We start from the raw sequence: 20,535 nt of genomic DNA on the forward strand, positions 1-20,535 counted from the left end.
AGTTCCCCCTATATTAATTTCTCTGCTACGTATGAAGCAAATACATCTAACGCTACTTCTTCTTGTTCACCTGTTGCCATATCTTTTAAGTTAATGATGCCTTTATCTAGCTCATCTTCTCCTAATACAGCTACAAATTTCGCCTTTAGACGATCTGCTGATTTAAATTGTGCTTTCATTTTGCGATCTAAATAATCTTTTTCAACTGACAATCCAGCTTTACGAAGATTGAACGCAACTTTTGCAGCATGGTCTTTCGCTTTTTCACCGAGCGCTACAACGTAACAATCAATGCTATGTTCAAGTGGTAATTCAATATTTTCAGCTTTTAGCGCCATAATTAAACGTTCAATACTCATTGCAAAACCGATACCTGGCATTTCTGGTCCACCGATTTCTTGTACAAGTCCGTTATAACGGCCACCACCGCTTAATGTAGTGATCGCACCGAAACCTTCTGCCTCACTCATAATTTCAAAAACAGTGTGTTGATAGTAGTCTAAACCACGTACTAAGTTCGGATCTTTTTCAAATGGAACATCCATCATCGTTAATAGTTCTTGAACTTTATCGTAGTATACTGCTGAATCTTCGTTTAAGTATTCTGTAATAGATGGTGCTGTTCCCATTAATTCATGGTTACGGTCCTTCTTACAATCTAAAATACGAAGAGGGTTCTTTTCTAAACGAGATTGACAGTCAGAACAGAACTCGCCGATACGTGGCTCAAAGTGTGCGATTAACGCATCACGGTGCGCTTGACGGCTCGCTGCATCACCTAAACTGTTTAATACAACTTTAATATTTTTCAAGCCCATGCCGCGGTAAAACTCTACAGCAAGTGCGATTACTTCTGCATCAATTGCAGGATCGTTACTACCGATTGCTTCAATACCAAATTGTACGAATTGACGATAGCGACCTGCTTGTGGTCTTTCGTAACGGAACATTTGACCGATATAGTATAATTTCGTTGGTTGTGTTGCATCACCGAACATTTTGTTTTCAACGTAAGAACGTACAACAGGTGCAGTACCTTCTGGACGTAATGTTAAACTGCGCTCTCCACGATCTTGGAATGAGTACATTTCTTTTTGTACGATATCTGTCGTATCACCAACACCACGTAAAAATAGCTCAGTGTGTTCAAAAATTGGTGTACGAATTTCTTTATAGTTGTAACGACGGCAAATTTCGCGTGCTTGCCCTTCGATATACTGCCATAACTCAACAGTGCCTGGAAGAATATCTTGCGTTCCGCGTGGGATTTGAATAGACATATTCAGTTCCTCCTCAAATTGTTTTAATCTTAATAAAAATAAAAAAACTCCCGCCTCTACTGTTTGAACAGTAGGGACGAGAGTATTATACCCGTGGTGCCACCCTAATTGAAGCACGTATGCTTCCACTTTTTTAATAACGCTTAAATGTGCGTTCATCCCTACTAAGCATATATGCCGTTCAAGTTGAAACCTCTAGAGTGTCATTCAATCAGTCATCATGCAGAAATGTTTTCAGCCTAAGACATTTCTTCTCTTTCCATGTGTGTCTCATTTACTCTTCTCTATCAACGGTTATATTCATATGTAAATATAAAATTACTATACGTTTGTTGAGTAGGATTGTCAAGTACTCTAAGAGCGTTCAATCTGCTTCTTTAGACGCTTTACATCTTGAAGAGAAATCCCAAACTCAGAAGCAAGCTCCATTGAAGTATTGTTTTGCTCTTTTGAAATAAAATCATGAAAATTTACGTTAAACAGTTGATTTGCACCATTTGTAACAGAATGCCCTTTTTCATTCATACGCATACGTATATCCCTCACATTCAATATAGATGTTTTACTTTTTATTGTTCCATATTAATTAGAGAGTTATACATAACTGAAACAGCTATTGATTCCAAATAAACATTAGTATTCGATTTACAACAATAACAATAGCCAGTCCACTTGCTAGCATATGATGCTTCAAATGATATAACGCTGCAACACCTACTCCAAATACGATAATTTCTAATAATACATGTAATATACCTTGTATTTCCCATTCTGCATGTGGAGCTCCAAATAACCCCCAAATGGCAGCAACAACAATCGGAATAATAATAGCAAGTGTAATTTTTATAGCTGTTGTTGTTCCTACTCGAACCCCCCAGTATCCAACAATCCCAAGAATACATAACTCTAGCATAAAACGTAAAGCTATATTAAATTCTTGAAGCATACTACACCTTCTTTTCCTTTTATTCCCCTTCAAATTAATCCTATGATAAATGAACAAAACATACAACAATGTATAAAAAAGAGAGGATTATATAATCCTCTCTTTTTTATCAACACTATTTACTTTCTACAATTAAGGTCACCGGACCATCATTGATTAAAGAAACGTCCATCATTGCTCCGAACTTCCCTGTTTCTACATGCAATCCTTGTTTGCGAACTTCTTCATTAAAGAAATCGTATAAACGCTCTGCATAGTCAGGTTTCGCAGCATCCATAAAGTTTGGACGTCTCCCCTTGCGACAATCTCCGTATAATGTGAATTGCGAAATAGATAGAACTTGTCCTTCTACATCAAGTACAGAATGATTCATCTTTCCGCTCTCATCTTCAAAGATACGTAAGTTTGCAATTTTTTCCGCAATGTAAGTTGCATCTTTTTCTGTATCTTCGTGCGTAATGCCAACTAGTAATGTTAAACCGAACGGAATTTGTCCTACGATCTCACCGTCTACCGTGACAGACGCTTTCTTTGATCGTTGTAAAACAACTCTCATCTTTCTACACTCCCTATTAATGCATCATGCGTCGTACTGCATAAATTTCCGGAACACGTTTAATGCGTTCTACTACTTTTTTCAAATGTTGTAAGTTACGAATTGAGATTGACATATTAATTGTCGCCATCTTATTACGGTCACTTCTACCAGAAACAGCTGAAATGTACGTTTTCGTCTCTGTAACAGCTTGCAGTACTTCATTTAATAAACCACGGCGATCGTAACCTGAAATTTCAATATCAACGTTATACTCAATTTCTTTTTCAGGGCTACCTTCCCACTCTACTTCTAATAATCGTTCTACAGCTTCTTCTGTATGAACATTTACACAATCACGGCGGTGAATCGATACGCCTCGGCCTTTTGTAATATACCCAACGATATCATCGCCCGGAACTGGGTTACAGCATTTCGATAAACGGATTAATAAATTATCAGCACCGCTTACCTTTACACCAGAATCCCATTTTCGAATTTTCATCGGTTTACGAACTTCTTTAACTTCAACAATCTCTTCTTCTTCGCGTTGTTTGCGGAACTTGTCCGTTAGTCGCGTAACAATTTGCGAAGCTGTAATTCCGCTATATCCAACTGCTGCAAACATATCTTCTTCATTTGCAAAGTTAAATTTCTCAGCGACGCGTTTTAAGTTATCAGGCGCTAATACTTCTTTCATCTCATACTCTAGACCACGTACTTCCTTTTCAACAAGTTCACGGCCTTTTTCAATATTTTCGTCTCTACGTTGTTTCTTAAAGAATTGACGAATTTTATTTTTTGCATGAGATGTTTGAGCAAGTTTTACCCAATCTTGACTTGGGCCATACGAATGTTTCGACGTTAAAATTTCAATGATGTCGCCTGTTTTTAATTTATAATCCAGCGTCACCATTTTACCGTTTACTTTTGCACCAATTGTTTTATTCCCAATTTCCGAATGGACACGATACGCGAAATCAATCGGAACCGATCCAAGTGGTAATTCCATTACATCGCCTTTCGGTGTAAAGACGAATACCATGTCAGAGAATAAATCAATTTTTAATGACTCCATAAATTCTTCTGCATTAGAAGCTTCATTTTGCCATTCTAATATTTGACGGAACCATGTGAGTTTCTTCTCTAATGTACCTGTTGTTTCTGCTGTTTTTCCTTCTTTATACGCCCAGTGTGCCGCGATCCCGAATTCTGCAATTTCGTGCATTTCTTTCGTACGAATTTGCACTTCAAGTGGATCACCTTTCGGTCCAATTACGGTCGTATGAAGAGATTGATATAGATTTGCTTTTGGCATTGCAATATAATCTTTAAAACGACCTGGCATCGGCTTCCAGCACGTATGAATAATTCCAAGCACCGCATAACAATCTTTAATACTATTTACAACAACACGTACAGCTAATAAATCGTAAATTTCATTGAACTGCTTATTTTGCAGTGCCATTTTACGATAAATACTGTAAATATGTTTCGGTCTTCCAGAAATCTCAGGTTGAATTGCAACTTCTTTTAATTTCTCACGAATACCAGTCATTACTTCGTCTAAGTATTCTTCACGTTCTGCACGTTTACGCTTCATTAAATTTACAATACGATAATATTGCTGTGGATTTAAATAGCGAAGTGACGTATCCTCTAGCTCCCATTTAATAGTACTAATTCCGAGTCTATGTGCTAAAGGTGCAAAGATTTCTAACGTTTCATTCGCTATGCGACGCTGCTTCTCTTGAGGCAAATGTTTCAATGTACGCATGTTATGAAGACGATCAGCTAGTTTAATTAAAATAACTCGAATATCTTGAGCCATTGCAATAAACATTTTGCGATGGTTTTCTGCTTGTTGTTGTTCGTGAGATTTATATTTGATTTTCCCAAGCTTTGTAACACCATCAACAAGCATAGCAATTTCTTTGTTAAATTCCCGTTCAATATCTTCTAACGTAATCTCTGTATCTTCCACTACATCATGTAAGAAACCTGCTGATACCGTAGCTGGATCCATGTGTAAATCAACTAAAATACCTGCAACTTGAATCGGATGAATAATATACGGTTCACCCGATTTTCTATATTGTTCGCTATGCGCATCACGTGCATATTCATAGGCACGTGCCACTAGCTCAATATCTTCATCCGCTAAATATTGACTTGCTTTCTCGAGTACCTGTTCAGCTGTTAGTACCTGCTCATTTGCCATCGAATCACCTTTTATTGAAAATTGACTTTATCTTTATTTAATAGAATAAATTATATTCTATCATTATAACCCAATGATTGTGAATTGTGAAAAGGAAAAGATTTTACTGACATTTCACCATGATTTTTTGTTCAATTATACAAAAGTACCCGCTCCTCTCCAAGAGATTCACGGGTACTTTTTATCACCGTAGTTTTACCTATATAGTGATTAGTATTTTTCTAATACTAATACATCGTAACCATCTAACATTTTACGACCATCTAAGTAAGTAAGCTCTACTAAGAATGCAATCCCTGCTACAACTCCGCCTAGCTCTTCAACTAACTTAATTGTCGCTTCGATTGTTCCACCTGTAGCTAATAGATCATCTGTAATTAATACGCGTTGACCTGGCTTAATTGCATCTTTATGGATTGTTAAAACATCTTTACCATATTCTTTACCGTAGTCAACTGTAATTACTTCACGTGGTAATTTTCCTAATTTACGAACTGGTGCAAATCCTACTTCTAACGCATAAGAAACTGGGCAACCGATAATGAAACCACGAGCTTCTGGTCCTACTACAACATCGATATCTCTTTCTTTTGCGTACTCAACGATTGCATCTGTTGCTGCTTTGTATGCTTTACCGTCATTCATTAAAGGTGTAATGTCTTTGAACACAATACCTTCTTTCGGATAATCCGGTACAATTGCGATATGTTGCTTGAAATCCATATTTCTGAATCCTCCTCAGATCTAAAAGGTTTGTAAATACAAATCCTTTACCCTAACTGTTCTACTTCTTTATGATTACGAATCGTTTCAAACCATGTATATAGTTGCTGATATGTGCTATAAACCAATTCTTTTTCTAATTGTAAGTGGTTCATTTTCTCACGATATGTGTTCGATTCAATTAAATCACGCTTTTGTTTTTTGTCTGCCATAAAAATGACGCCATCTTTTATTGTAACAAATTCTAACTCAAAAAACACCTGTGTCATGAAATTTACTGTATCTTTTGACCAACCTTTATGACGACATAGTTGTTCTCCATATTGCCTTAAAGAAAATGGTGTTTTTTGGTTTAAGAAAGAATAGTACCATTTAAAGTGTTCTCTCGTAGGAACTGTACTAAATAAATGGTTATTCTCTTGATAAAACAGCGTATAAATTCGCGCTGGGAATCCTACTTTAAATAACTCACGTAATTCATCTGTTCCTTTTGGCAAATCGAGTAACACGATGTATTGATCATCTAAATGCGTTACTTCTGACGCATGCATAAGCTTTTCTTTATAGTCCTCTAAAGAAAATTTATTCAATACCTCTTCAGAAAAATACACCATTGTTATTTTTTCTTTCGGAAGTTCTGCTAAATTTGCTTCTGCATTACGCATACTACGCCAATCAAATAATTGCCACGCCTCTACAGCAATATCTTGTACCATTAGTTGTGGCTTCTTAAAATTATTCCATTCATTGATGGAGGCTTCCCCTATTACAGATACCTTTGCAACTGGAGAGATTTCTTTCGCATATGCACCGAAACCGAATCCAATTGTATCCAGTGTTGCTTGTCCATCACGAAGAGCCATTTTTAAATGAGAACCATCTGATCCGATTGCGCGAATACTTTCTAACTCTGCATCTTTCACTGCAATACGTGGTTTCGGATTTCCAATACCAAACGGTGCTAGTTTTTGCATATCTTCAATTGCCGCTAGCGTTACATCCTCTACTTTGCAAAAAACATCAACTGCTGTAATTGGAATAAAATCTTCTTCTGTTAAAATTGCATCTGCTTGTTCGTTTAAGCGCCGACGTAATTCATCTACATCATTCATATGTAGCGTCATTCCCGCTGCCATCGGATGCCCTCCGAAGTGTGGCAATAACTTTCTACAATCTGATAAGTTTGCAAACAAATCAAATCCTGCAATACTACGCGCTGAGCCTTTTGCTGTTTCTTTTATAGGATCGATGCTTAATACAATCGTCGGACGATAAAAACGTTCAACTAATTTAGAAGCAACAATTCCAATTACCCCTGGGTTCCAGCCTTCTTTTGCAAGTACTAATACTTTGTTTTCTTCTGGTGGGAAGTTATTTTCAACTTCAGCGATAGCCTCTTCTGTAATTTGCTTTACAATATCTTTTCGCAGTTTATTCAGCTCATCAATTTCTTCGGCCAACTCTTTCGCTTCCTCTGGATCATCTGATAGTAAAAGGTGTACAGCCGGCGTAGCATCTTCTAAACGTCCGACCGCATTAATACGCGGTGCAATTGAGAAGCCAATACTCTCTTCTGTAATTTCACTTTGCGAAACGTTAGCAACTTTAAATAGCGCCTTTAGTCCGATATTTTTCGTCATACGCATATGTTTTAAACCGCGTTTCACTAGCAACCTATTTTCACCATGAAGTGATACTAAATCGGCTACTGTACCGATTACTGCAATCTCTAATAAATGTTCTGGCACACGGCCTAATAGTGCATGCGCAACTTTAAACGCAACACCTACACCAGCTAAATAGTGAAACGGATATACGCCACCTTCTAATTTCGGATGTATAATGGCAAGTGCTTCTGGCAATTCTGGCGGTGGCTCATGGTGATCTGTAATAATTAGATCTATTCCAAGCTCCTTCGCTACATTCGCTTCATGTACTGCTGCGATGCCAGTGTCGACAGTAATAATCAGTGAGAAACCTGCGCTATGCGCCCAACGAAACGCTTCTTCGTTCGGTCCATACCCTTCTGTAAAACGATTCGGAATGTAAAATTCTACTTCTGCACCTAATTCTTGAAGAGCAAGATATAAAACCGTCGTACTACTTACTCCGTCCGCATCGTAATCACCAAATATTAATATTTGCTCTCCATTTTGAATCGCCTTATTTACACGTTCTACCGTTCTATCCATTCCTTCTAATAAAAATGGATCATGAAATTCTTGATTTTCTGTATTTAAAAAATCTAAAATCTTATCTTCTGTATCTAGTCCTCTACCGAGGAATAATGAAACGACAAGTGGCGATAACTGTAATTTACTTGCTAATTCACTCACTCGCTCGTCATTATATTCTTTTTCTTTCCAACGCGTCTTCGGTTGTAACACGAAATCACCCCTTAACCTGTTCATTATACAAGACAGATTAAGGGGTGACAATATAATGCAAACTACGATGCAATATCTATATACTAAAATGTTAATAATGTTTAATTTGGAGAATACGGATTTATATGTACGAATACATTTTGTACATTATCTTGTTTCATAAGTATTTCTTTCACATGTTTTCCAATGCGGTGTCCTTCTTCTACAGTAATGTATGGATCTACAGACACTTTAATATCGACAATAACATAATGACCATGCTCCCGTGCATATAAAGAACCAATTTTTTTCACACCATCTACTTGAAGAACTGCTTCTCTAAGCGGAATAACATCCTCCTCATGAAGAACATGGTCAAGCGTTGCATGAATTGCTTCCGCTCCAATGCTCCATGCCATTTTTACAACAAGAAGTGAAACAGCTAATCCTGCAATCGGATCAGCGTATACAAGCCAGTCTATACCAAGCTTACCACCGATTATAGCTGCACAAATACCGATTAAAGCTGCAATTGAAGAAAATACATCCGAACGGTGCTCATATGCATTTGCAATAATTGCATCACTATTTACCCTCTTCCCTAATCGGAATTTATATTGGAACATTCCTTCTTTCACGATAATCGAAAGAACAACAGCAAAAATCGTAATTCCTTTCGGTGGTTCTAGTTCCTGCGAAAAAGCTTTTATAGAAGAAATCGCTATCTCGAGTCCCACAATAAATAATAATACCGCAACAATAATCGCTGAAATCGATTCCGCTTTACCATGACCATACGGATGATCTTCATCAGGTGGCTGCTTTGCCGCTCGCAATCCAAAAAGTACAGCTAGCGAACCAATTACATCTGATGCAGAATGCACCGCATCTGCTAACAGTGCTTTACTGTTCCCAATATAACCAATTACCGCCTTTACAATTGCTAATATAATATTACCAACGATCCCGACAATAGCACCAAACTCGGCCTGTTTAAAACGTTCATCTTTTTCCATAATTAAAATCCCTTCTTTTCTTAACCTATCTTTTTATTTTAACAAAAACAGCGATAACACCACCACTTTCTTCCATATTATTTCCGTTAAAAAGTTGCTATCTTATTGTATCCACAAACGAAAAAAGAGATGCCTCATAAAGAGACATCATCTTTTCTATACTTGCGGTTCAGATTCTACTTTCTCAACCTTCTTCTTGTTTTTACCTCTTTTCAAACGACGGTTTTCAAGCATTAACCAAATTTGAGAAGCAACGAAAACAGAAGAGTACGTACCTACAATTAATCCAACAAGTAACGCAAACGAGAAGTTACGTAGTGACTCACTACCGAAGATAAGCAGTGCAATTACTGGGAATAACACTGTTAATACGGTGTTAATCGAGCGACCAAGCGTTTGGCGAATACTTGCATTTACGATTTCTTCTAGATCTTTTATATCGCGTACTCGTTTTTTCTGTTTGTATAATTCACGATTTCTATCAAATGTAACAATCGAGTCATTAATAGAATAACCGATGATTGTTAGTACTGCAGCGATAAACGTTAAGTCTACCTCCAATTGGAAAATACTAAACATAACAACCATAACGAATGCGTCATGTAGTAACGCAAGCACTGCAGATAACGCATACGTAAATCGGAATCGAATACTTACGTATAAAATGATAACTGCAGAAGCAATCAGTACAGCGATAAATGCATTTCGTGCAATTTCTTTCCCGATTGTCGGTGAAACTGTACTTATGTTTGGATCTGTACCATATTTATCGTGGAAGAATGTTTTTGTTTTCGCAATTTCATCTTTTGATAAAACACCTAATGTACGAACTGCGAAACCTTTATTGTCATCTCCAGTCGGTACAATATTTTCTTCCTTCACATCAATGTTCAATTCTTTAAAATCTTTATGAACATCAGACACCGTAACGGCTTGTTTTGATTGCAAGTCAATACGTGTACCACTTGCAAAGTCAATACCAAGATTCAATTTAAAAATTGGTAAGATAATTGCACCCGCAATTACAACTACAATCGAGAAGATAAGGAATTTATGACCGATATTTACGAAGTTAATACGATCAAATCTCGTTGGCGGATGTACTACACCTTTTGTTAATGGAATAATATCCTTTTGTTTCACACCAAAATATCCTGGTTTTTTATCAAAGTAACGGCTCTTTACAAGTAAACCTAGTAAGAAACGAGTACCGAATACGTTGGTAATAAAACCAACTAAAATACTTACGATTAAACTTGTTGCGAATCCTTTTACAGAGCTATTACCATAAACGAATAATACACCAGCTGCTGCAAGAGTCGTAACGTTTGCATCTAGAATTGTTGCTAATGAACGATGGTTACCAGCACGAAATGCCGACATCATGGACTTACCAATTTTCAGCTCTTCTTTCAGTCTCTCGTACGTAATAATATTCGCATCAACTGCGATACCTACCCCGAGCACTAACGCCGCAATACCTGGCAACGTAAGAACTGCATGCATCCAGTTAAAGACAAGTAATGTAACGAAAATGTATAGACCTAACATAATAACCGCTACAAGTCCTGGTAAACGGTAGAATACAAGCATAAATAAGAAAATAAGAGCGATACCAATCGCACTAGCGAAAATCGTTTGCTCTAACGCTTGTTGACCAAATTTCGCTCCAACAGATGTTGAATACATTTCTTTTAAATCAACAGGAAGTGCACCTGCATTTAATAAAGATGAAAGTTGTTTCGCACTTTCAACTGTGAAGTTTCCACCTACAATAGATACCTCAGCTTGGTTAAATACTTGGCTTACTGTTGCCGCTGATAAGAACTTCGGATTCGGTTTTGCAGATTCTGCTTTATATGAATCTTTTCCTTCTTCAAAGTCAAGCCAAATCACCATTAAATTCGTTGGTGGTGGCATTTTTGAAATCTTTTCAGTTACTTCACGGAATTTTTCAGCGCTTTTTAGTGTAAGACTTACGCTCGCACGGCCTTGCTCATCAAATGTTTGCTTCGCTCCGCCGCCTTTTAAATCCGTTCCATCCATAAGAAGGTTATCATCCACATCACGGAATGTTAATTTCGCTTGTGTTGATAACATTTCACGTGCTTTTTGCTGATCTTGTACACCAGCAAGCTGTACACGAATTCGATCTTGCCCTTCGATTTGAATGTTCGGCTCACTTACACCGAGAACATTGACACGATTTTCAAGAGCACCTACTGTACTTACAAGTACGTCTCGATCGATTTTATCACCTTTTTTGGCTGGTTTTACTTCATACAGAATTTCAAAACCACCGCGAAGGTCTAGTCCTAGACTAATTCCTTTTGCTATGTCTTTTCCTGCCGCACCAATTACTCCACCGATTAATAAGACGATGAGGAAAAAGGCGGCAATTCTCGTACCACGCTTTGCCATATGTACCCTCTTTCTGCTACTAACACTTTAAATAAATCTCTTACGATTCACTTTTATACGTGTGCATGCGCCTAGTTAGTAGACTTCCTTTCTATAATTTTGCTAGCTCCTCACTAGCTGTGTCGGTAAGCTTTTCACAATACCTACACTTCCATTATTTATTTTCTCTCTTCACTACCCCCTTTATATATGATCTTAGACATAATTATTTCCTCATTATCAATACCTATCATTATACTGCAAAAGGAAGAACAAACCAATTGCAGTCGGTTATTTATTTTCGTACTCATCAAATGACCAAAGTGGCGCTTGGTACGCTTCAACAGTTAAATATGTCATATACTCATTAGCACTTACTCTTAATACATCATTTACCAATTCATATAATCTAACATCACTGTCTATCTTTTTCCACTTTTTCACTTTGAGAAACTTCCAAATATCATCATCTGTCACTCGGTCGTAACCGAACATGTGAAACTCTTCTACTTTACTTTCTAAAACGACTTGTAACTGTCCGCGGTATGATTCTACCAAAGCCTCTTTATCTAACATCTATAACATCTCCTTCTTATTTCAGCACGAAAAAGTCGCTTTAATCCCGCTCTAATGGACAGCAATAACTACTTTCAAGAGCGCTATCATAGTTCACTCTCTTAAATGCTTGTCATTCTTGTCTCGTACGTGCATATAAATTATTGTAAATCATTCCATTGATTTTGAGAAGGTAGGAGAAGAACATGACGAGACAAAGCTTTTTAAAAGGCGCATTTATTTTAATGATAGCCGGATTTATTACAAAAATACTCGGTTTCATCAATCGTATAGTAATGGCACGTATTTTAGGTGAAGAAGGCGTTGGTCTTTATATGATGGCCGTTCCTACATTCATTTTAGCAATTACATTAACACAAATCGGTCTTCCTGTCGCAATCGCAAAATTTGTAGCAGAAGCGGAAGCTGTGAACGATAAACAAAGAGTTAAAAAAATATTAACTGTATCACTAGCTGTTACATCCGTTATTAGTATCATATTAACAATCGGAATTATGTTCCTCACACCTATTTTAGCAAAAACATTATTAACCGACGAAAGAACGTACTATCCATTAATAGCCATTTTGCCCGTCGTTCCTGTTATTGCTATTTCTTCTGTTTTGCGCGGTTACTTTCAAGGGAAACAAAATATGAAACCTAGCGCTTATGCACAAGTTCTAGAACAAGTTGTCCGCATTACCATTATCGCTATATGCATTCAATTATTTTTACCTTACGGCGTAGAATATGCTGCAGCCGGTGCTATGTTATCAGCTGTTCTCGGTGAAGTTGCATCCTTACTATTTTTACTCACGTTATTTCAGCGCGAAAAACATTTATCAATACGCTCTGGATTTTTCACTACTGTAAAGGAGAGCAAAGGAACATTTTATTCCCTTATGGATATAGCTCTTCCCACTACAGGAAGTCGTTTAATCGGCTCCGTTTCATATTTTTTTGAACCTATTGTCGTTATGCAAAGCTTAGCAATCGCTGGTGTCGCTGCTTCTGTTGCAACCCAGCAATACGGCATGTTAAACGGTTATGCATTCCCGCTTCTATCACTACCCGCCTTTATTACATACGCTCTTTCTACAGCGCTCGTCCCTTCTATTAGTGAAGCGATGGCAAAAAGACAACATAAATTAGTGGAGCACCGCTTACAACAAGCACTTCGAATTTCATTAATTACCGGCGGATGGTCTGTCGTTATATTATATGTATTCGCTTCTCCTGTTTTAACTCTTATGTACGGATCAGACAGCGCAACAGCATTCATTCAACTTCTTGCACCTTGCTTTTTATTTCATTATTTCCAAAGTCCACTGACCTCTGTTTTGCAAGCTTTAAACTTAGCAAGAGCTGCAATGATGAATACATTTATTGGCGCCATCGTGAAATTAATTGTTATTTTTGTACTAGCCTCAAGGCCAGAATTTCAAATGATGGGAGTTGCTCTCGCTATCGCTGCAAATATTGTAACAGTAACATTTCTTCACTACGCTACTGTTTTAAAAAAGATTACATTTACCATTTACGCAAAAGACTATATTTTCGGCGGACTTGCCATCGGTATCGCAGGCGCCTTCGGTTTTTATATTCATAAATATATTATTTTCTCTCATTCCCTTGGCATACAAACATTATGGGAAATCACTTTAACAACAATTGTTTATATCGTACTTCTCTTCACTTTCAAACTCATTCGAAAAGAAGAGTTAAGTCGTCTCCCTATCATTCGGAAACTTTCATTTTTGAAATAAGTTGAAACTTTAATCAGTGGGGTAATCTCCACTGATTATTAGTTAAACTAATCATTCTTACTCTTTCAAAGGATAAATCTCTAATTTTCTTTTACATCAACAAAAAATTTTCCGTTTTGAAAACTACAGTATAAAATTTGTGTTACATCGTTATAACCTAAGTTTTTTAATTTCTCAATAAGCCATTCATCTGTATGCTCAATCATTTGTAAATGACTAGATTGAATTTCTCCATCAATAATAAGAGGAAGAGTAAACTGCAATACATCTTGTTTATTTTTTTGTTTTTGAAAGACAGATAACTTCCCAGACGGTTCCAAAATAGCATATTCTACATCCCGAATATCTCCAACTCCTTGCTCCCTTAATTGCATCATTAAATCATCTATATTATAACGTTGCTTTCTCATCTTCTTTTCATCAATCTTTCCCGCGTTTACAAGAATAGCCGGCTCACCTTCTATTAAATGCCGAAAGCGTTGATACTTTAGGGAAATGACTGACAAAATAATTTGGATGCACATAAGAAAAGTCATCGGAACTAATTGATGCCAAAGTGATTTATCGGTATTTTCAATTGCTACTACAGCCATTTCTCCAAGCATAATAAATACGACTAAATCTAATACACTTAGCTCTCCTATCTCACGTTTACCCATAAGACGAAAAATAATTAAGATGATGATATACAAAAGCATTGTCCGTCCAATTATTGATATCCATTCCATTTCTACATCTCCTTTTTTACGTATAGACTCCCCTATAAAAAAGAAACTAGTCTAACTTAGACAAAAGGAAAATATGCTTGTATTAAAAAGGGGGAATGTATAAATGGATGGAACGAAAAAATTATCCACTGCAATCGGATTCGGTATTACTACACTATTAATTCTCGCATCTCTTACTAGCATGATTATGGCTCTTTTATTAAAGTTTACGAATATAAACGAAGGGACATTAGCCGTTACTATTTTTATACTCGCTCTTTTATCTATGCTTATGTCTGGTTTTATTGCTGGAAAAAAAGCACAGGGGAAAGGGTGGCTAGTAGGTCTCACAACAGGTCTCACGTTCACTATACTCGTTTTTCTAGTTAACTATTTAGGCTTTTCTCAAACTTTATCGAACTCACAATTACTTTATCAATTAGCATTAATGGGTGCGAGTACACTCGGTGGTATTTTCGGTGTAAATATATCAAAGCAAAGTAACTAAAAAAGGCCCTGCACATTTCATGCAGGGCCTTCCACATTAGTTTTTCACAACTTCACGAATCGCATTGCGATCGAAAGTTAAGTGTGAACCACCAGATTTAATAACAATTTTCGTGTCATCTACTGATTCGATTGTACCGTGTAAGCCACCAATTGTTATGATAGCATCACCTTTTGCTAATTCGTTTTGCATTTGAGCAACTGCTTTTTGACGCTTTTGTTGCGGGCGAATTAATAAGAAATAGAAAATCGCAAACATCGCAACAATCATAACGATATTCATCATACCTGCATTCATTTTTTGTTCCTCCTTTTAAATTATGTATTAGAAGTTTTTAGCATTCGGTTTATTAAAGCCATACTGTTCAAAGAACTCTTCGCGGAAATCGCCAAGACGGTCTTCACGAATAGCTTGTCTCACCTGCTCCATTAAGTTTAACAGAAAATGAAGATTGTGATAAGACGTTAAACGAATTCCGAACGTTTCATCACATTTCATCAAGTGACGAATGTACGCACGAGAGTAATTTTTACATGTGTAGCAATCACAGTTTGGGTCAAGCGGACCGAAGTCTCTTGCGAATTTCGCATTTTTTACAACGAGGCGACCTTCACTTGTCATACATGTACCATTTCGAGCAATACGAGTTGGAAGTACGCAGTCAAACATATCAATACCACGAATTGCGCCATCGATTAACGAGTCAGGAGAACCTACACCCATTAAGTAACGAGGCTTATTATCTGGAAGAAGTGGTGTTGTAAACTCAAGCACGCGGTTCATAATATCTTTCGGTTCACCAACAGATAAACCACCTACAGCGTAACCAGGGAAGTCCATTGAAACAAGGTCTTTAGCACTTTGACGACGAAGCTCTTCGTACTCTCCACCCTGTACAATACCGAATAAACCTTGATCTTGCGGACGTTCATGCGCTTTTAAGCAACGTTCTGCCCAGCGGCTTGTACGCTCTACAGATTTCTTCATATACTCAAAAGTAGCCGGGAATGGTGGACACTCATCAAATGCCATCATAATATCTGAACCTAATGCATTTTGGATTTCCATCGCTTTTTCTGGTGATAAGAATAATTTATCTCCATTTAAGTGATTACGGAAGTGAACGCCTTCCTCTTCAATACGACGGAAGTCACTTAAACTGAATACTTGGAAACCACCAGAGTCTGTTAAGATTGCACGATCCCAGTTCATAAATTTATGCAAGCCGCCTGCTTCACGAATAATTTCATGACCTGGACGTAGCCATAAATGATACGTATTACTTAAAATAATGCCAGAATCCATTGCTTTTAATTCTTCTGGTGACATTGTCTTAACTGTCGCAAGTGTACCAACTGGCATAAATGTTGGTGTATCAAATGAACCGTGCGGTGTATGCACACGACCTAAACGGGCACCCGTTTGTTTACATGTCTTAATAAATTCATAACGAATTGCTGTCATAACTTACTCCTTTTATTTGTTTCTCATTTTAGCGTGAGATGCAACGAACATTGCATCACCGAAGCTAAAGAAACGATATTTTTCTTTTACTGCTTCATTGTAAGCATGAAGTACATTATCTCTATTTGCAAATGCACTTACAAGCATGATTAATGTTGATTTCGGCAAGTGGAAGTTTGTAATTAAACCATCAATTGCTTTAAATTCATATCCCGGATACATGAAAATATCTGTCCATCCAGAAGCGGCGCAAAGCTTACCGTCATGATCTGTTGCAATTGTTTCTAACGTACGAGTTGATGTCGTACCTACAGTAATAATACGTCCACCATTCTCTTTCACACGATTTAATAATGCTGCTGTCTCTTCAGACATATGGTAATATTCTGCGTGCATATGGTGTTCTTCAATCGTGTCTGCAGAAACTGGTCTAAATGTTCCAAGTCCTACGTGAAGTGTAATGAATGCTAACTGAACGCCTTTTTGCTTTAACTTCTCAAGTAACTCTTCTGTAAAGTGAAGTCCCGCAGTCGGCGCTGCTGCTGAACCGATTTCTTTCGCATATACTGTTTGATAGCGATCGCGATCTTCTAGCGTCTCTTTAATATATGGAGGAAGTGGCATTTCCCCAAGTTCATCTAAAATTTCATAGAAGATGCCGTCATATGAAAATTCAAGCTGACGTCCACCTTGATCTGCAGTTCCTGTGCAAGTTGCTTTTAATTTTCCTTCGCCAAAAGAGATAACAGTTCCTTCTTTTACACGTTTCGCTGGCTTTACAAGCGTTTCCCACTTATCGCCCTCTTCTTGTTTTAAAAGAAGTACTTCAATGTGTGCGCCTGTATCTTCTTTCACACCATGCAAACGAGCAGGCATAACTTTCGTTTCATTTAAAACTAAGCAATCCCCCTCATGTAAGTAGGAAAGAATGTCCGTAAAATGTTTATGCTCAATATCACCTGTTTCACGGTCTAACACCATTAATCTTGATGTTTCACGATCTTCTAACGGGACTTGTGCAATAAGTTCTTCTGGTAAATGAAAATCAAACAGATTTATATCCATAGCTATATCCACCTATTTCTTATTTGAATCGATTTATTATATACATAATAAAAGATAATACAATACTTAACACAATACATGTAATGATAGGAAAATAAAAGGTAACGTTTCCTTTTTTCACAAAAATATCGCCTGGAAGCCTTCCAATGAACTTCCAAGCTAATCCAACAACAATGAGTAAGATCCCCGCTGTAATAAGTAGCTTTGGCATCTCCGTCATACTTTTGGTATCTCCATTCCGAAATGTTCATACGCAAGCGGCGTTACAATTCGGCCCCTTGGCGTTCGTTGTAAAAAGCCAATTTGTAATAAATACGGCTCATACACATCTTCAATCGTATGAGATTCTTCTCCAATTGTTGCTGAAACCGTTTCTAATCCAACTGGACCACCACGGAATTTCTCAATAATACCAAGCAGTAATTTATGATCAATATGATCTAAACCTAATTTATCTACTTGCAGTAGCTCTAATGCCATTTGTGTAATTTCCATCGTAACCGTTCCGTTACCACGAACTTGCGCGAAATCACGTACACGTCTTAAAAGACGATTTGCAATACGAGGTGTACCACGAGCACGCCTTGCAATTTCTAGTGCAGCTAACGAATCAATTTCAACTTCGAATACTTCTGCTGTACGTTCAACAATCGCAGAAAGCTGATCTACTGTGTAATACTCTAACCTTGAAAGTACACCGAATCGGTCCCGAAGCGGTGCCGATAATGCTCCGGCGCGGGTCGTTGCTCCAACTAGTGTAAATGGCGGTAAATCTAGCCGTACAGAACGTGCTGAAGGCCCTTTTCCAATTACGATATCAAGGCAAAAGTCTTCCATTGCAGGATACAATACTTCTTCAATTGATCTATGCAAACGATGAATTTCATCAATAAATAATACATCTCCTGGCTGAAGCGCTGTTAATACAGCAGCTAAATCTCCTGGTCTTTCAATTGCCGGACCTGAAGTTGTTCTAACATTAACGCCCATCTCATTTGCAATAATATTTGCAAGCGTCGTTTTACCAAGACCTGGTGGTCCATATAAAAGCACATGATCTAACGTTTCTTCACGCATTTTCGCCGCTTCAATAAATACTTCTAAATTATGTTTCGCTTTATCTTGGCCAATATACTGACGGAGCGTCTGTGGCCGTAATGAATATTCTAAATCCGAATCTTCATATGCAGATTCCCCTGAAAGGAGACGTTCGTCCATTATACTCACCTCTTACCATTTAGTAAAAGACTAAGTGCCTTTTTAATATACTGATCCGTCGTTAATGATTCTTTTAATAACTCTGGTACAACGCGAGAAACTTCGCGTTCTGCGTATCCAAGTGCGCGCAGAGCTTCCAGTGCCTCATCAAGCTCAGCTGATGAACCTTTCTTCTCATCAAAACGTTCTGTGTCTGAGAATAAATCAACAAATGCATCTGGTACGACATCTGCTAGTTTTCCTTTTAAATCTAAAATCATTTGGCGTGCTGTTTTCTTTCCGACGCCTGGGAATTTCACTAAAAACTTCTCATCTTCATGCTCAACCGCTTGAACGACCTGTCCTGTTTGACCAGAAGCTAAAATTGCAAGAGCGCCTTTTGGCCCAATGCCAGACACGCCTAACAACTTTGTAAATAATAAACGCTCTTCACGTGTTTTAAACCCGTAAAGTGCCATAATATCTTCTCTCACATAATGATATGTATAGACACGGATTTCTTGCTTACTTCTTTGAAATACATACGGATTCGGTGTGAAAATTTGATAACCAATTCCATTATGATCAATTACGACATATTCCGGCCCTACATACTCCACGTAACCTGTAACATATTCAAACAAAATACGATCTCTCCCTCTTAAATCATGTATTCCATTTTAACATATTTAATGATAGAAAAGCGAGACTGCCCCAACAAATGTTCTCCACTTGAAACTTCTGTTATTTTCCATTGACAGAAAGGTTAAAGCACCTTAATATACAGAGGTCGATAATGATTATCAATACTAATTAAAGGGGTTACATCAGGATGAAACGTAAGCTATTTATTTTATTTACTATTATGCTTGTTGTTCTTTCTATCGTTGGCTGCTCTTCTCAAAAAGAAGAATCGAAAGCAAAAGAACAACCGAAAACTAAAGTTATAAAACATGCTAAAGGTGAAGCAACAATTCCAGTAAATCCAAAGAGAATTGTTGACTTATCTGGATCAACAGAAGAACTATTACTTCTTGGACACAAACCTGTTGGTACAGCAAATACATATAAAGATAAAATCCAAAATCACTTAACAGATAAGTTAGATGGAGTAAAAGCAGTAGGCTGGTACTGGGCACCTAAAGTTGATTTAGAAACTGTTACTGCTTTAAAACCAGACTTAATTATTTTAAACAACCGTCAATTAAAAATTTATGATCAACTAGAAAAGGTTGCACCTACAGTTGTTCTAGAAACAAACTTAGAAGACTGGCGTGGTAAATTTAAAGAAGTAGGTAAGCTATTTGACGAAGAGAAGAAAGCAGACAAATGGATTGCAGACTACGATAAGAAAGCAGACTCTTTATCTAAAAAAATTAAAGACAAAACAAAAGATGAGAACTTTATGTTCGTTGCAGTTACACCACAAAACTTCCGCGTATACGGCAGCTTCGGATACGGTGACATCATCTTTAATGACTTAAAGCTTCCAGCAACAAAAGGTACGGATTTAAAACAAACGATGGCGCAAGTATCATTAGAAGGTCTAGTTGCATTCCAGCCTGACCAAATGTTTATTGTAAACTTCGGCGGCGAAGCTGATAAAGTTTACGAAGACTACAAAAACAGTGCTGTTTGGAAAGACAATAAAGCGGTTAAAAACAATCACGTATATGAAGTATCAAATGAAATCTTCAATACGAAAGCATTCAATCCAATCGGAAAAGATATGCTAATCGATGAAATCGCAAAAGAAATTTTAGCTAAGAATAAGTAAGAAAAAGCA

Annotated in this window: 20 protein-coding genes and 1 other annotated feature; of the genes, 3 read left to right on the forward strand and 17 right to left on the reverse strand. The window is 37.3% G+C overall.

The genetic code is table 11. The features are described from left to right. Window positions 1-8: 8 nt before the first annotated feature. The 10 genes from hisS to JFU02_RS13380 all read right to left on the reverse strand — a co-directional run bounded on the left by hisS (window position 9) and on the right by JFU02_RS13380 (window position 12,063). Complete coding sequence (gene hisS / locus JFU02_RS13335; RefSeq protein ID WP_000027086.1) at window positions 9-1,280, reverse strand: histidine--tRNA ligase; 1,272 nt, start codon at window positions 1,278-1,280, stop codon at window positions 9-11. Window positions 1,281-1,349: 69 nt separating this feature from the next. Then, window positions 1,350-1,580, reverse strand: a binding site (T-box leader). A 54-nt stretch (window positions 1,581-1,634) separates the two neighbouring features. Beyond that, on the reverse strand, window positions 1,635-1,811 hold the full coding sequence (locus JFU02_RS13340; protein WP_001242605.1) for a hypothetical protein: 177 nt from the start codon (window positions 1,809-1,811) through the stop codon (window positions 1,635-1,637). Between the two features lie 82 nt (window positions 1,812-1,893). Continuing rightward, window positions 1,894-2,226 carry a YrdB family protein gene (locus JFU02_RS13345; protein ID WP_000938753.1) on the reverse strand — a complete coding sequence of 111 codons (333 nt, stop codon included), beginning with the start codon at window positions 2,224-2,226 and terminating at the stop codon, window positions 1,894-1,896. Window positions 2,227-2,341: 115 nt separating this feature from the next. Further along, the gene (locus JFU02_RS13350; RefSeq protein ID WP_001266965.1) at window positions 2,342-2,782 is read right to left on the reverse strand and encodes a D-tyrosyl-tRNA(Tyr) deacylase; all 441 of its coding nucleotides are present in this window, start codon (window positions 2,780-2,782) and stop codon (window positions 2,342-2,344) included. Between the two features lie 16 nt (window positions 2,783-2,798). Continuing rightward, on the reverse strand, window positions 2,799-4,982 hold the full coding sequence (gene relA / locus JFU02_RS13355) for a GTP diphosphokinase (RefSeq protein WP_001262795.1): 2,184 nt from the start codon (window positions 4,980-4,982) through the stop codon (window positions 2,799-2,801). A 210-nt stretch (window positions 4,983-5,192) separates the two neighbouring features. Beyond that, window positions 5,193-5,705 (reverse strand): adenine phosphoribosyltransferase, encoded by a 513-nt coding sequence (locus tag JFU02_RS13360; protein WP_000346215.1) that lies wholly within the window; start codon window positions 5,703-5,705, stop codon window positions 5,193-5,195. A gap of 47 nt (window positions 5,706-5,752) precedes the next feature. After that, window positions 5,753-8,092: a single-stranded-DNA-specific exonuclease RecJ gene (gene recJ / locus JFU02_RS13365; protein WP_098013584.1), complete on the reverse strand. Its 2,340-nt coding sequence runs from the start codon at window positions 8,090-8,092 to the stop codon at window positions 5,753-5,755. Between the two features lie 101 nt (window positions 8,093-8,193). Then, window positions 8,194-9,087, reverse strand: a complete 894-nt coding sequence (locus tag JFU02_RS13370) for a cation diffusion facilitator family transporter (protein ID WP_000409737.1) — start codon at window positions 9,085-9,087, stop codon at window positions 8,194-8,196. A gap of 156 nt (window positions 9,088-9,243) precedes the next feature. Next, the gene (gene secDF / locus JFU02_RS13375) at window positions 9,244-11,508 is read right to left on the reverse strand and encodes a protein translocase subunit SecDF (protein WP_001119082.1); all 2,265 of its coding nucleotides are present in this window, start codon (window positions 11,506-11,508) and stop codon (window positions 9,244-9,246) included. Between the two features lie 270 nt (window positions 11,509-11,778). Continuing rightward, on the reverse strand, window positions 11,779-12,063 hold the full coding sequence (locus JFU02_RS13380; protein ID WP_000884549.1) for a post-transcriptional regulator: 285 nt from the start codon (window positions 12,061-12,063) through the stop codon (window positions 11,779-11,781). A 185-nt stretch (window positions 12,064-12,248) separates the two neighbouring features. On the opposite strand from JFU02_RS13380, the gene spoVB reads away from it, so the two are divergent. Further along, window positions 12,249-13,808 (forward strand): stage V sporulation protein B, encoded by a 1,560-nt coding sequence (gene spoVB / locus JFU02_RS13385; RefSeq protein ID WP_061666268.1) that lies wholly within the window; start codon window positions 12,249-12,251, stop codon window positions 13,806-13,808. An 80-nt stretch (window positions 13,809-13,888) separates the two neighbouring features. Here spoVB and JFU02_RS13390 read toward each other — a convergent pair whose 3' ends face one another. After that, a complete protein-coding gene (locus JFU02_RS13390; RefSeq protein ID WP_086407260.1) occupies window positions 13,889-14,536 on the reverse strand; it encodes a DUF421 domain-containing protein in 648 nt (215 codons plus the stop codon). Between the two features lie 103 nt (window positions 14,537-14,639). On the opposite strand from JFU02_RS13390, the gene JFU02_RS13395 reads away from it, so the two are divergent. Beyond that, window positions 14,640-15,023 carry a TIGR04086 family membrane protein gene (locus JFU02_RS13395; protein ID WP_086407261.1) on the forward strand — a complete coding sequence of 128 codons (384 nt, stop codon included), beginning with the start codon at window positions 14,640-14,642 and terminating at the stop codon, window positions 15,021-15,023. Window positions 15,024-15,059: 36 nt separating this feature from the next. Here the strand turns inward: JFU02_RS13395 and yajC are convergent, their stop codons facing one another. The 6 genes from yajC to ruvA are packed head-to-tail and all read right to left on the reverse strand — an operon-like array spanning window position 15,060 to window position 19,393. Beyond that, window positions 15,060-15,320: a preprotein translocase subunit YajC gene (gene yajC, locus JFU02_RS13400; protein ID WP_000991113.1), complete on the reverse strand. Its 261-nt coding sequence runs from the start codon at window positions 15,318-15,320 to the stop codon at window positions 15,060-15,062. A 27-nt stretch (window positions 15,321-15,347) separates the two neighbouring features. Continuing rightward, window positions 15,348-16,487, reverse strand: coding sequence for a tRNA guanosine(34) transglycosylase Tgt (gene tgt, locus JFU02_RS13405; RefSeq protein ID WP_000125365.1), 1,140 nt, complete (start codon window positions 16,485-16,487; stop codon window positions 15,348-15,350). A 12-nt stretch (window positions 16,488-16,499) separates the two neighbouring features. After that, a complete protein-coding gene (queA, locus tag JFU02_RS13410) occupies window positions 16,500-17,552 on the reverse strand; it encodes a tRNA preQ1(34) S-adenosylmethionine ribosyltransferase-isomerase QueA (RefSeq protein WP_000354014.1) in 1,053 nt (350 codons plus the stop codon). 19 nt (window positions 17,553-17,571) lie between these two features. After that, entirely contained in the window at window positions 17,572-17,772 is a 201-nt protein-coding gene (locus tag JFU02_RS13415; RefSeq protein WP_000138162.1) for a DUF2905 domain-containing protein, read from the reverse strand. Then, window positions 17,769-18,770 carry a Holliday junction branch migration DNA helicase RuvB gene (ruvB, locus tag JFU02_RS13420; RefSeq protein ID WP_000344464.1) on the reverse strand — a complete coding sequence of 334 codons (1,002 nt, stop codon included), beginning with the start codon at window positions 18,768-18,770 and terminating at the stop codon, window positions 17,769-17,771. Before ruvB ends, JFU02_RS13415 begins: the two co-directional genes overlap by 4 nt. Before the next feature lie 5 nt (window positions 18,771-18,775). After that, the gene (ruvA, locus tag JFU02_RS13425; protein WP_000464517.1) at window positions 18,776-19,393 is read right to left on the reverse strand and encodes a Holliday junction DNA helicase RuvA; all 618 of its coding nucleotides are present in this window, start codon (window positions 19,391-19,393) and stop codon (window positions 18,776-18,778) included. 188 nt (window positions 19,394-19,581) lie between these two features. Between ruvA and JFU02_RS13430 the strand changes: the two genes are divergently transcribed. After that, window positions 19,582-20,526 carry an iron-hydroxamate ABC transporter substrate-binding protein gene (locus JFU02_RS13430; RefSeq protein WP_201071126.1) on the forward strand — a complete coding sequence of 315 codons (945 nt, stop codon included), beginning with the start codon at window positions 19,582-19,584 and terminating at the stop codon, window positions 20,524-20,526. Window positions 20,527-20,535: the final 9 nt, after the last annotated feature.

It is taken from the genome of Bacillus sp. TH13 (genome assembly GCF_016651175.1).
Lineage (GTDB): Bacteria > Bacillota > Bacilli > Bacillales > Bacillaceae_G > Bacillus_A > Bacillus_A thuringiensis_S.